The sequence below is a fragment of the Streptomyces antimicrobicus genome, assembly GCF_020532625.1.
Classification (GTDB): domain Bacteria; phylum Actinomycetota; class Actinomycetes; order Streptomycetales; family Streptomycetaceae; genus Streptomyces; species Streptomyces antimicrobicus.
Genome location: NZ_JAJAUY010000003.1, coordinates 1 through 12,025, shown reverse-complemented (window position 1 = coordinate 12,025; position 12,025 = coordinate 1). Strand labels below are relative to the sequence as shown.

The 12,025-nt window shown below is 72.6% G+C and carries 12 protein-coding genes; 3 read left to right on the top strand and 9 right to left on the bottom strand.

Translation table 11 applies throughout. The features are described from left to right. Positions 1-7: 7 nt before the first annotated feature. From LG632_RS01260 to LG632_RS01245, 4 genes are all read right to left on the bottom strand, one after another. The gene (locus LG632_RS01260) at positions 8-502 is read right to left on the bottom strand and encodes a copper chaperone PCu(A)C (protein ID WP_226724425.1); all 495 of its coding nucleotides are present in this window, start codon (positions 500-502) and stop codon (positions 8-10) included. Beyond that, entirely contained in the window at positions 499-1,146 is a 648-nt protein-coding gene (locus tag LG632_RS01255; RefSeq protein ID WP_226724424.1) for an SCO family protein, read from the bottom strand. Before LG632_RS01255 ends, LG632_RS01260 begins: the two co-directional genes overlap by 4 nt. A 70-nt stretch (positions 1,147-1,216) precedes the next feature. Next, positions 1,217-1,942 carry a YcnI family copper-binding membrane protein gene (locus tag LG632_RS01250; protein ID WP_226724423.1) on the bottom strand — a complete coding sequence of 242 codons (726 nt, stop codon included), beginning with the start codon at positions 1,940-1,942 and terminating at the stop codon, positions 1,217-1,219. A gap of 111 nt (positions 1,943-2,053) precedes the next feature. Next, complete coding sequence (locus LG632_RS01245) at positions 2,054-2,890, bottom strand: hypothetical protein (RefSeq protein ID WP_226724422.1); 837 nt, start codon at positions 2,888-2,890, stop codon at positions 2,054-2,056. 244 nt (positions 2,891-3,134) lie between these two features. Between LG632_RS01245 and LG632_RS01240 the strand changes: the two genes are divergently transcribed. Beyond that, a complete protein-coding gene (locus LG632_RS01240; RefSeq protein WP_226724421.1) occupies positions 3,135-3,578 on the top strand; it encodes an ATP-binding protein in 444 nt (147 codons plus the stop codon). 92 nt (positions 3,579-3,670) lie between these two features. Here the strand turns inward: LG632_RS01240 and LG632_RS01235 are convergent, their stop codons facing one another. Together LG632_RS01235 and LG632_RS01230 are read right to left on the bottom strand one after the other, a co-directional pair. Then, entirely contained in the window at positions 3,671-5,137 is a 1,467-nt protein-coding gene (locus tag LG632_RS01235; RefSeq protein ID WP_226724420.1) for an aminopeptidase P family protein, read from the bottom strand. Positions 5,138-5,421: 284 nt separating this feature from the next. Beyond that, positions 5,422-7,002: a PP2C family protein-serine/threonine phosphatase gene (locus LG632_RS01230; protein WP_226724419.1), complete on the bottom strand. Its 1,581-nt coding sequence runs from the start codon at positions 7,000-7,002 to the stop codon at positions 5,422-5,424. A 408-nt stretch (positions 7,003-7,410) separates the two neighbouring features. On the opposite strand from LG632_RS01230, the gene LG632_RS01225 reads away from it, so the two are divergent. Then, the gene (locus LG632_RS01225; RefSeq protein ID WP_226724418.1) at positions 7,411-8,115 is read left to right on the top strand and encodes a bifunctional DNA primase/polymerase; all 705 of its coding nucleotides are present in this window, start codon (positions 7,411-7,413) and stop codon (positions 8,113-8,115) included. Between the two features lie 123 nt (positions 8,116-8,238). After that, positions 8,239-8,880: a hypothetical protein gene (locus LG632_RS01220; protein ID WP_226724417.1), complete on the top strand. Its 642-nt coding sequence runs from the start codon at positions 8,239-8,241 to the stop codon at positions 8,878-8,880. Between the two features lie 181 nt (positions 8,881-9,061). Here the strand turns inward: LG632_RS01220 and LG632_RS01215 are convergent, their stop codons facing one another. The 3 genes from LG632_RS01215 to LG632_RS01205 all read right to left on the bottom strand — a co-directional run bounded on the left by LG632_RS01215 (position 9,062) and on the right by LG632_RS01205 (position 11,722). Further along, a complete protein-coding gene (locus LG632_RS01215; protein ID WP_226724416.1) occupies positions 9,062-10,027 on the bottom strand; it encodes a DUF5926 family protein in 966 nt (321 codons plus the stop codon). Positions 10,028-10,210: 183 nt separating this feature from the next. After that, a complete protein-coding gene (locus LG632_RS01210; RefSeq protein ID WP_226724415.1) occupies positions 10,211-10,813 on the bottom strand; it encodes an ATP-binding protein in 603 nt (200 codons plus the stop codon). 96 nt (positions 10,814-10,909) lie between these two features. Continuing rightward, a complete protein-coding gene (locus LG632_RS01205) occupies positions 10,910-11,722 on the bottom strand; it encodes a glycerophosphodiester phosphodiesterase (RefSeq protein WP_226724414.1) in 813 nt (270 codons plus the stop codon). Between the last annotated feature and the right edge of the window lie 303 nt (positions 11,723-12,025).

Genomic DNA, 12,025 nt, shown 5'->3' with positions numbered 1-12,025 from the left:
CGGTCCGTCAGTGGGCGTCGTGCGGCTTGTAGGTCCGTTCCTTCACGTCCAGCTCGACCTTGACCGGGTCGGCCTTCTCGAAGCGCAGCTCGACGGTGATCTTCTCGCCGACCTTGGGCTGGCTCTTCAGGCCCATGAACATGACGTGGTTGCCACCGCGTTCCAGCTTCAGCTCGCCGTTGGCAGGCACGTCCATGGACGGGACCTGCTGCATCTTCTGGTCCTTGGTCTCGTGGATCTGGACGTCGTCGGAGAGCGGGCTGGTGACCCCGGTGAGCTTGTCCGCGGTCGCGGAGCCGTTCTTGATGACCATGAAGCCGCCGGCCATCTTGTCGTTGACGGGCTCCGGCATGAAGGCGCCGCTGACGGTCATGGCGGGCTTGGCGGCGCCGGCGGCGTCGGAGCCACTGTCGTCGGAGGAGTCCGAGGAACAGCCGGATATGGCGAGCGCGGCCGTCAGGGAGAGGGCGGCGGCGAGGGTACGGGTGGTGCGGTGGTTCACGGGTTCTCTCCCTTGGCGATCTTCGGCAGGTCCTTGGTGTAGTCGTCGACGGTCGTGCTCTCGCCGTAGAGGACGTAGCCCTCGTCGGTCTTGGGCGAGAACGCGATGACCTGGGCGCCGTGCATGGAGACGACCTTGCCGTCGGCCTCCTTCTTGGCGGGGTCGATGCCGATGCCCAGGCTGCGCGCGGCGGCCTGGATCGTGGCGAAGTCCCCGGTCAGTCCGACGAAGGACGGGTCCTGGGCCTTGAGCCACGTGCCGAGGGAGTCGGGAGTGTCGCGTTCGGGGTCGGTGGTGACGAAGACGACCCGGAGGTTGTCCTGGTCGGCCTTGGGCAGCGCCTTCTTGGCGACGGCGATGTTGCTCATCGTCAGCGGGCACACGTCGGGGCAGTTGGTGTAGCCGAAGTAGATCAGCGTCGGCTTGCCCTTGGTCTGCTCGCGCAGGTTCCACGGCCGGCCGGTGGTGTCCGTCAGCGTGAGGTCGGGCTTGTCGAAGGGGCGGTCGAGGACGGTGCCGGCCTGCTTCTTGGCCGGCGCGTTCACGTCCGCGACCGGCTTCTGGGCGGGCTCGCCGCCGCACGCGGAGAGCGTGAGTGCGGCCACGGCCGCGAGGGCGGCGACCGTCACACGTGTGGTGCGCATGAAGAGATGTCCCTGGGATCGGGTGTGGATCGGGTCTGTTGGACGGTTCGGTGGGAGGAGGGCCACGCCGTCAGGCGGAGCGACGACGGGAGGCGATCCCGAACGCGACGCCGCCGAGGCCGACGACGATGCCGGCGATGCCGAGCGCCCGCGCCGTGGTGTCCGTGCTCTTGCCGGAGGCCTGCTCGTGGCCACTGCGGTCGGCGTTCTTGGCGCCGTCGTTCTTGGCGCTGTCGTTCTTGGGGGCCGCGCCGTGGTGGTCGTCGCCCTTGGCGGCGGCCAGCTTCAGCACCGGGGCCGGGTTCTGCGGCTCGGCCGCGCCTTCCTTGGGCTCCTCGATCCAGCGGACGACCTCGTCGTTGTCGTACGTCTGGATCGCCTTGAAGACCATGCGGTCGGCGTCCTCGGGCAGCTTGCCGACGGACACCGGGAACTGCTGGAACTTCCCCGGCTCGATCTTGCCGCCGCTCCACGTCACCTTGGTGACGGCCTCGTTGACCTGCTTGCCGTGGACGGTGAGCGGCTTGTCGAGCTTGCTCTTCTCGACGCTCACGGTCCAGCCGGGGACGTCCTGGGGCATCACCGAGGTCAGCGGCTTGTCGACGGGGAAGTTGACCTCCAGCTTCACGGTCGAGGCGGCGTCGCGCTCGTTGGGGACCTTGAAGTTGATCGTCGCGTAGCCGCCCTTGGTGGCCTCGCCGGGCTGCACGCTGACGTGCGCGAAAGCGGTGCCGGACAGGGCCAGGACGGTGCCGGCGGCCAGGGCCGCGGCGAAGGAGACGCGAGAGGTCTTCATGGCGGAAACACTCCACGGGATGAGGGGTGACGAGAACTCCGGGCACGGGCGCGCACGGAGGCCGCGGCACCGGTGCTCCCGTCGTTCGTCCCGGGGAGTGGGGGTGCCGCGTCAGGCTGCGAGGGCGTACGCCGCCACGGGCGGCCCGCGCCGGATCACCGTGTGCTGGAGCGCGTCGCGCCCCGTGGAGGGGGCGTCGTCGTCCCTGCTACGCCGGACCCGCGGAGCCCCGCCGGCAGGGGCGCCGGGCAGCCCGGCGGCCAGGGCGCGTACGAGCGCCAACGCGGTCCGCAGCGCACGGACGGGCGCGGCCTCGGCGGAGCGCCGGGAGAGCGTCAGCAGGCGGAGCAGGGCCGCGTCGCCGCGGCCGAGCAGCCACCCGGCCGCCAGCGCGGCCAGCAGGTGGCCGAGCAGCATGGGCACGGTGAGCAGGCCGGTGGCCGGCTCGGTCGCGCCCTGCACGAGCGGTACGGCGTGCCCATGGGCGGCGTGGGCGCTCTGCGCGGCGAGGGCGGCCGGGTCGAGGCCGGCGGTCCGCAGGATCTGCTGGGCCTCGGCCGGGCTCAGCGGTACGGAGTTGCCCCCGCAGACGAGCTGCGCGGCGAGCGCCGCGAGCGAGGCGTCGGAGCCGCCTTGCACCGCCGGGTCGGCCGGGGAGCCGGCCGCCGAGGTCGCGGTGTGCTGGCCGAAGCCGAACAAGGCGTGCAGGACGAGCTGGCCACCGCCGAGGGCGGCGGCGATGCCGGGCAGCGAGCGCCGGCGGCCGGCCAGCGGCGCCGCGACCGCGAGGACGGCGAGGAAGGCCAGGCCGAGGGCCCACCAGGGCACGGTGGCGCAGGAGGCCACCGCGTGCCCGACCCCGGACAGCACGACGCAGACCGCGGCGAACACCGCGGCCCGCAGGAACCGGAGACCGGCTCCGGCGTGAGTCGTTGGGGGGGCAGACATGGCCGGGCCATCATCGCACTGCGCCGCCGCGTTGCGTACGGCAGGTCCGGAAGGTCCCTTGAGTCCCCCTGGACCCGGGGGCCCGCTCAGCCCTCACAGGGCCGCCCGGGTCGACCGCGAGGGGCCGTACGAGGCCCTGGCCATGCCTCATAACACCGCCCCCGGCACGTGCGCATCGGCCGAATGAGTGCTGTGCCGGTGCCCAGGGGCTTACGCCCCGCCTTGGGCGGCAATAGGTAGCGGTATGAGCATCTGGTGGTCTCTCCACTTGAGGCGCGAAGCCGCGAGCGTGCCGCTCGCCCGGCGGCTGCTGCTGGGGGCGATGGAGACCGCGGGGGTGGACCCGGACATCTCCTACGACCTCTCGGTGGCCCTCAGCGAGGCCTGCGCCAACGCCGTCGAGCACGGCGGGGTCGCCGGACTGTCCGACGAGGCCGAGGCCTATCGGGTCACGGCGTATCTGGACGGCGACTGCTGCCGCATCGAGGTGACCGACTTCGGCCCCGGCTTCCCGTCGGCGACGGTGTCCCGCCCCCGGCCGTCCCTGGCCGAGCACGGGCGCGGCCTGTGCCTGATCGAGCAGCTCGCCGACCACGTCCGCTTCCGGAACCGGCCGGGGCGGGGCGCGGTGGTGAGTTTCGACAAGATGCTCAAGTGGCGCGAGGACGCCCTCCTGAAGGTGTCGTAAGCCGGCTGCGGGCGTGAGCCCGCGCCGAACGCGACGGGGCTCCCCCGGCCGCGCAGCCGCGGCCGGGGGAGCCCCGTCATGTCGTCGTGGTGTCAGCCCTTGAGGCGGGCCATCCAGGCCTCGACCTCGTCGGACCGGCGCGGCAGTCCGTCGGAGAGGTTCCGGTTGCCGTCCTCGGTGACGAGGATGTCGTCCTCGATCCGGACGCCGATGCCCCGGTACTCCTCGGGCACCGTCAGGTCGTCGGCCTGGAAGTACAGGCCCGGCTCCACGGTCAGGCACATGCCCGGCTCCAGCGTGCCGTCGACGTAGGCCTCGGTGCGGGCTGCGGCGCAGTCGTGCACGTCCATGCCGAGCATGTGACCGGTGCCGTGCAGGGTCCAGCGGCGCTGCAGGCCGAGCTCCAGGACGCGCTCGACCGGGCCCTGGAGCAGGCCCCACTCGACGAGCTTCTCGGCCAGCACGTGCTGCGCGGCGTCGTGGAAGTCGCGGAACTTCGCGCCCGGCTTCACCGCGGCGATGCCCGCCTCCTGGGCCTCGTACACGGCGTCGTAGACCTTGCGCTGGATGTCGGTGTACCGGCCGTTGATCGGCAGGGTGCGGGTGACGTCGGCGGTGTAGAGGGAGTGGGTCTCCACGCCGGCGTCGAGCAGCAGCAGGTCGCCGGGGCGGACCGCGCCGTCGTTGCGGACCCAGTGCAGGGTGCAGGCGTGCTCACCGGCGGCGCAGATGGAGCCGTAGCCGACGTCGTTGCCCTCGACGCGGGCGCGCAGGAAGAAGGTGCCCTCGATGTAGCGCTCGGAGGTCGCCTCGGCCTTGTCCAGGACCTTCACGACGTCCTCGAAGCCGCGGACGGTGGAGTCGACGGCCTTCTGCAGCTCGCCGATCTCGAACTCGTCCTTCACCGCGCGGGCCTCGGAGAGGTAGACGCGCAGCTCCTCGTCGCGCTCGGCGGTGACCTTGTCGGTCAGGGCCGCCTCGATGACGGAGTCGTGGCCGCGGACGACGCGGACGGGTCCGGTGGCCTCGGCCAGCTCCTCGGCGACCGTACGCACGTCCTTGACCGGGAGGCCCAGCAGCTGCTCGGCCTCGGACAGGGAGTGCCGGCGGCCGACCCACAGCTCGCCCTGGCCGGACAGCCAGAACTCGCCGTTCTCGCGGTCGGAGCGGGGCAGCAGGTAGAGGGTGGCGGTGTGGCCGCTCTCGCCGGCCGGCTCCAGGACCAGAACGCCGTTCTCGGTCTGGTCGCCGGTGAGGTAGGCGTACTCGGTGGCGGCGCGGAAGGGGTACTCGGTGTCGTTCGAGCGGATCTTCAGCCGGCCCGCGGGGACGACCAGGCGCTCGCCGGGGAAGCGCGCGGACAGCGCCTCGCGGCGGGCGGCGGTGTGCCCGGCCTGCGCGATGGGCTCCAGACCGTGCAGCTCGGTGTCGGCCCAGCCGGTGCGCATGTTCTCGGCGAGTTCGTCGCTGACGCCCGGGTAGAGACCGTTCTTGCGCTGCTTGTGCGTCTTCTTGGGCTGCTCTTCTTCCGGGGTCTCCGGGGTGAGCTCGTCAGCCACGTCATCTCCTCAGTACGACACGGACCGGGTGCGGACCTCATCCATCGTATGTGCGAAAGGCGGCGGGCCGGAGGGGCCCGAAGTCCCCTTGTGCCGGATCACACAAACGGAATGTCCCGGTCAAATCGGCGCGGGCCGCGCCGGCGCGGGCCACCGGCTCGTCCCGAGCGCAGTGCGGCCCGAGGCGCGGCGCCGACCCGAGCAGCGCCGACCCGAGCAGCGCCGACCCGAGGCGCGGCGGCGCCACCGCGCAGGACCGGCGCCGCCGAGCAGAGGAAGGCAGCTCACTCGAAGCGGGCCGCCAGCAGCACGATGTCCTCGTACGGCGCCTCGCCGGCCCCGGTGCACCCGCCCGCCTCGCCCGCCCCGCCCGGCCCCGGCCGCCCGAGGCCGTCGGGCAGCAGCGTGTGCAGGACGTGGTCCACGAGGGCGGCCGGGTCGTCGCGCAGGGCCCGCGGGACCCCGGCGGCCGCCGCGTGCAGCCGGGCGTAGGCCCGGTCCATGGCGTCGCCGGTCCGCCGCAGCAGCCCGTCGGTGTAGAGAAGCACCGTTTCTCCTGCGGCCGGTTCGATCTCCACGCTCGGTGCTTCCCAGCACGAGAGCATGCCCAGCGGTGCGGACAGCGAGGTCTCCACGTACTCGGTGCGGCGTTCACCGACCACCAGCGGCGGGGTGTGCCCCGCGCCGGCCAGGAGGATCTTGCGGCGGGCGGGCTCGCAGTAGGCGAAGAGCGCGGTGGCCGAGCGGGCCGGCTCGGTCAGGCGCAGCAGCAGCTCCAGGTCGGACAGGACCGCGACCGGGTCCTCGCCCTCCATGACGGCGTAGGCGCGCAGGCTCGCCCGCAGCCGGCCCATGGCCGCGACCGCGCTGGGCCCGGACCCGGTGACCGAGCCGACGGCGAGGCCGAGGGCGCCCTCGGGCAGCGGCAGGGCGTCGTACCAGTCGCCGCCGCCGTGCGGGCCGGTGTGGTGGCGGGCGGCGAGCTGGACACCGGGGACCCGGGGGAGCCGGCTGGGCAGCAGTTCCTCGGAGAGGGCGGCGAGCCGGGTCCGGGCCCGGGCGACCTCCAGCATCCGGGCGAGGTGCTCGGCCGCGTGCTGCACGTAGAGGCCGACGAGGTCGCGCTGGCGGTCGCTCGGCTCGGCCGGTTCGTCGTAGAGCCAGACGGCCGCGCCGAGCCGGCCGGTGGCTTCGGCGGTCAGGGGGAGCGCGTAGCTGGCGGCGTAGCCGAGGCGGGCGGCGACCTCGCGGTGGCGGGGATCGACGGGGACGGCGTACCCGCCGGCGCCCGGGGTGGCGTCCGGCTCGGGCAGGATGTCGGAGCCGCCCTCGGCGTCGGGCAGACCGTCGAGGATGCGGCCGTAGGAGGTGGCGCTGCGCGGCACGGTCTCGATGTGCCCGAGCTCGGCGCGGCCGAGCCCCAGGCCGATGGTGACGGCGGGGCCGAGACCGTCGGCGGGCTCCAGCACGATCAGGCCACGGCGGGCGCCGACGAGGGCGGCGCCGGCCCGCAGGAGCTCTTGGAGCGCGGCGTCCAGGTCGCCCTCGCGGGCGAGCCGCTCGGTGAGTTCGTGGAGGGTGGTGAGGTCGGAGACCATCCCGGCCAGGCGGTCCTGGATCAGGGTCCCGGGCGCGCCGGGATGAGGTGTTGGGCTGAGCGGCCGCACGGATGCGGGCGCGGCAGTGTGAGGGGCATCCACAACTGCTGGATCGATTCCAGCCACTTTCGGCAGGTGCGGGGCGCTCATGGCGTCCGCCTTTCCGCCTGGTGCGATTCGCCATATAGCATCGCAAACCCCCAGATCGTGCTGCAGCGCCATCAATGGATCCACATCTACACGCACGCGGGGAGCGATGTCCAGCATTGTCCAGGTGAGAATCCTGGTGTCCGTGGTACGACAACTCACCTTCCGGTGGCGGCAAAAACTTGGCCGGAAAAAGCTGGAACGGGCCTCTTTTTGAGGTCGACTGGGCGGCGCCCAAGTGGCTCCGGGTACGTAATCGGTGGTACCTGGGGACAGTTGGCGCCTGTCCCGGCGGCTGCGCCGGAACCGTTCGCCACGGTCTGCCGTCCCTAGGGGCGCAGGACCGGACGGACCCCCGAGCGGGTCGCGCTCCATCCCGCCGGACGTTTCATGGACCCGTAAGAAAACTGCACGAACCGTGTGAACCTGCCTCTGGTGGGCAGTGGCGCGAAACGTGTACGTGCGGTGAAACACCGCATACATGGTGTGATGTGGCCCTCGGCGTTCAACGGAAAGGAACGAGCGCTCATGCGCGAGATCCTCGGAAGGCGTCTCCAGCGGCTCCGCAGTTCATGGCTCTCCTTGCGCTCCTCCGGCCGGACGGACGGCGAGACCCCCGCCCTCCTCGACGCGGCCCTGCACTGCGCCACCGCGCTGCGGTGGCCGGTCCTGCCCGGCGTGGGCCGGGCGGCCGGTGACGGCACGCGGTGCGCGTGCCCCGATCCCGACTGCGTGGTGCCCGGCGCCCACCCCTTCGACCCCGGACTGCTCGCCGCCACCACCGACGCCCGGATGATCGGCTGGTGGTGGACCAACCGCCCGACGGCGCCCGTGCTGCTGGCCACCGGCGGCGGCGCGCCGTGCGCGGTCAGCCTGCCGGCCGTGGCGGCGCCGGGGGCGCTGGCCCGGCTGGACGCCCAGGGGCTGCGGCTGGGGCCGGTGGTGGCGACCCCGACCCGGTGGTCGCTGCTGGTGCGGCCGTACTCGCTGGAACGGCTGGGCGAACTCCTCTACGCGCAGGACCACGTGCCGTCCTGTCTGCGCTTCCACGGGGAGGGCGGCTACCTGCTGCTGCCGCCCTCACCCGCGTACGGCGGCGGGCAGGTGCGCTGGGAGCGCGCCCCTGAGGCGGGGGGCGGTGCGGTGTGGCTGCCCGAGGTCGGGACGGTCGTGGACGCGTTGGTGGAGGCGAGCAGCGGGGCGCCGGGCGGGGGCAGCCGGCTCGCGTACTGAGCGGCCGCAGGCGCCGGTGTGCCGGCGCCCGCCTCACTCGAACGGGTGCCACCAGGACGTGTTTCCAAGGGAATTGGGCGCGGGGATCTCTGTGCCCCATTCCTGCGTCGCTATCTTCGCCGAATGAATCTCCGCCTCATCGGTATCGGCGCCGGTGTGCTGATCATCTTGTCCCTTCCGCTGGCAGGCGCGATCGCCGGGCCGGATTTCGACGGTCGGCTCGACGGCCGGGGCGACGCGCGGCGCGGCGGTCTGCTCCCCTCGCTGGGACCGTCCGAATCCGGCCGTGAGGCCGGTGGTTCCGCCGGGCCCGGCGCGGGGGCCGGTGCGGGGGCCGGTGCGGGCGCCGGGGCCGGAGCCGGTGCGGCTTCCGGCCGGCCCGGTTCGGCCCCGCTGACCGGTCCGTCCGCCCCGCCGCGTACGGAGTCCCGGTGCGGTCCCGAGCTCTCCTCGCCGGACGGCGTGGAGGCGCAGACGTGCGTCCTGGCGGCCGACGGGCAGACGTGGGGCCGCAGTTACTACCGCAACACGAGCGGTCACCCGCTGGACGCCGTGCTGACGCTCATGGGACCGGCGGGGCGGACGTGGCAGATCCGATGTGCCGTCGGGGCGGGTGACGAGCCCGGACTGTGCGAGACGCCGCGGGAGGAATCGACCGGCGCACGGAGCGAGTGGACGGCAGTTGCGGAGTTTGCAGTTCCGGATGATGAAGGGCGACTGCTGCTGCGATCCGGAAGCAACTCCACCGCTCCGGGCGAGCGTTGAGCGGGCCGGAAATGGAAGGGCCCGGTCGCTGGCGACGGGGGATGCACCAGCGACCGGGCTACAAGAACGGTAACAAGAGATCGCCCCTACGCAAATTCGATCTCTGATATTCAGACACGGATTTGCAGGCGATTAGCGGGAGTTGTGACGCCTGTCACCGTCCGAACACACGGGGTGACGCTCAGCTGAGCGTCACCTGGCGGTTGGTGAGCCCCCCGCGCGCCCGGCGCTCCTCCGGGGTCAGCGGGGCGTCCGTGGCGAGGGCCGCGGCCAGGTGCTCGGCGAACTGCGCGGCGGGCTTCTCCACGTCGGCGGCGGTGACACCGGTGGGCAGGTCCCACACGGGAACCATCAGGCCGTGGGCGCGGAAGGAGCCGACCAGCTTGGTGCCTTCGCCCAGCGAGGTGGCGCCCGCCACCTGCATCCGGGCCAGCGCGTCGAGCAGCTTCTCCTCGGGGTGCGGCATGACCCACCGCAGGTGGTTCTTGTCCGGGGTCTCGCACCAGTAGGCGGCGTCGACGCCGGCCAGCTTGACGGTCGGGATGGCGGCGGCGTTGGCGCGTTCCAGCGAGGCGGCGATCTCCGGCGAGGCCGCCTGGGCGTCCTGCGCATCCGGAATCCAGAATTCGAAGCCGGCGTGGACAACCGGCTCGAAATCGCCGTCGGGGTCGAGGAGATCCTGAAGTCGCGGACCCTCGGCCGGCACCCGGCGGGCCGGAACCGGATTACCGGGCTCCGTCGCGAAGGCGCGCTCCAGGGTGTCGGCCATCTCCCGGGACAGGTCTCCCGAGGAGGCGTCGTTCTGCAGGCCGAGCAGGATCGAGCCGTCCTCGCGGCGCAGCGCCGGCCAGGCCATCGGCAGGACGGTGGCCAGCGTGACGGACGGGACGCCCTCGGGCAGGCCGCCCTTGAGGTGGAGCGGGGCGGTGGCCGCGGGCACCAGCTCGCGCAGCGCCACCCAGTCGCACTCGCCCGGCAGGCCCTGGAACGGACGCTGCACCAGCTCGGTGGCCGCGTGCGCGGCGGTGCGGCCGTGGCAGGCCTTGTAACGGCGCCCGGAGCCGCAAGGGCAGGGCTCGCGGGCACCCACCACGGGGATCTCCCCGTCCTTGAGCTGAGGCTTTGCTGCGGGACGCTTCTTGGCCATCGTGGGTGTCTCCCGGTTGCGGCGGTACGGCGTCACGGACCACGTGCCGTGACTGGCGCGAGCCTAGTCGCTCGTACCGCCGGAACCTGGAGATGCGGCCGGGAGTACGGTCGGCGTGCACTCCCGGACGGCCGCCTGTCGAAGGCCGGTTCCGCTGCGGATCGGCTCGGATCCGCGAACGGGTCAGGGATCGAGATCGTCGAAGGGGGCCGAGAAGTCGATCGCGGGCGGCGCAACGCGCGTAGCGAAATCGTCGTGCCGGGGCCCTGTGGCCACGACCACCCACACGGTGACCTCACCCGCCACCCCGTCGCGCACGCCCCAGTCCTGGGCGAGGGCGCTGATGATGTTCAGCCCCCGACCGCCGTGCGCGGTGACCGAAGGCGTGGCCGGAACCGGGCGGGTGGGACCGCCCCCGTCCGTGACCTCGACCGTCAGCCGCCCCGCGTCGTCCACGCGCCACGCGGCGCGTATGTCTCCGTCGCCGACCTCGCCGGTGCCCAGCGGTCTGCCGTGCCGGCAGGCGTTGCTGAGCAGTTCGGAAAGGATCAGTACGGCGTCGTCCACGACCGATTCGGCCACTCCGCTGATGCGCAACTGCTCGCGCATGCGGCGCCTTGCTTCCCCCACGCCCGCAGGGCCATGGGGTACGGCCATGCACGACGACGTGGGCACCTCCTGTGCCACCACCAACGCCACCCCCGGAACCTCCTTAGCCCCACGCCAAGATCTGAATGCCCCAATGGCCTGGACCGGAAACCGGCCGGGCAGGGCACTGTGACGCATTGATGACGCATTCATGACGACCGAATGCGGACCGGATGCGCCGGGGCACGCCCTGTAACGGGCGGGGTGGACGGGGTGGGTGGGCAAACCGGGGCGTCAGCGACCGAGCTGGGACAGAACCTGTCGCGGCCGGTTCGTAATGATCGCTTCCACACCCAGATCAGCGCAGAGCTGAACGTCCTCGGCGTCGTTCACGGTCCACACGTGGACGGCGTACCCGGCGGCCTGGAGCTTGCGGACGAAGCCGGGGTGGTTCCGGACGATCCGCATGCCCGGCCCCGCGATCCGCACTCCGGCCGGCAGCCGGCCGTCGCGCATCCGGGGGGAGATGAACTGCATCAGATAGACCGTGGGCACCGTGGGCGCGGCGGCGCGCACCCGGTGCAGGGACCGGGCCGAGAAGCTCATGACGCGCACCGGGTGGGGTCCCTCGGGCGGCGGAGCGTCCAGGCCGAAGCGCTTGAGGAGGAAGAGGAGGCGCTCCTCCACCTGTCCGGCCCAGCGGGTGGGATGTTTCGTCTCGATGGCCAGCTCGACCGGCCGGCCGGCGTCGGCCACCAGTTCCAGCAGCCGCTCCAGTGTCAGGACGGAGGTGCGTTCCGACAGCAGCGCCGGGTCGGAGTCCCAGTCCGGGGACTCCTCGCGGTCCTTCCAGGAGCCGAAGTCGAGCGCGGCCAGGTCGGCGAGCTCCAGGGCCGAGACGGCGCCCCGGCCGTTGGACGTGCGGTTGACCCGGCGGTCGTGGACGAGGACCAGATGGCCGTCGGCGGTCAGCCGGACGTCGCATTCGAGTCCGTCCGCACCGTCCTCGATCGCCTTGCGGTAGGCGGCCAGGGTGTGTTCCGGGGCGTCCTCCGACGCCCCGCGGTGGGCGACGACCTGGATGGTGCGCGGCGCTGCATGGGTCACCGGGTCATGGTGCCACCGACCGGGGGCCGCGTGCCGGGCCGGGCGAGAACCCACAGGTCCGGCTTACAGTGCTCTGACGGTTCATGGGAAAAACTTTGATCAGGAACTTGTGCGTCCGGTCGAACGTTCTGCCGGACCGATGTCCAGAAGCCGTGTCCGACGAGGAGAGACGCTGTGAGCACCGAGAACGAGGGCACCGCGGCCCCCACACCCCCCGTGGCCCCCTCCGCACCCCCGGCGCCGGCGGCCCCCGCGACTCCGGAGCCGCCGGCCGAGCCGCCGACCCAGCAGCTCCCGCCCACC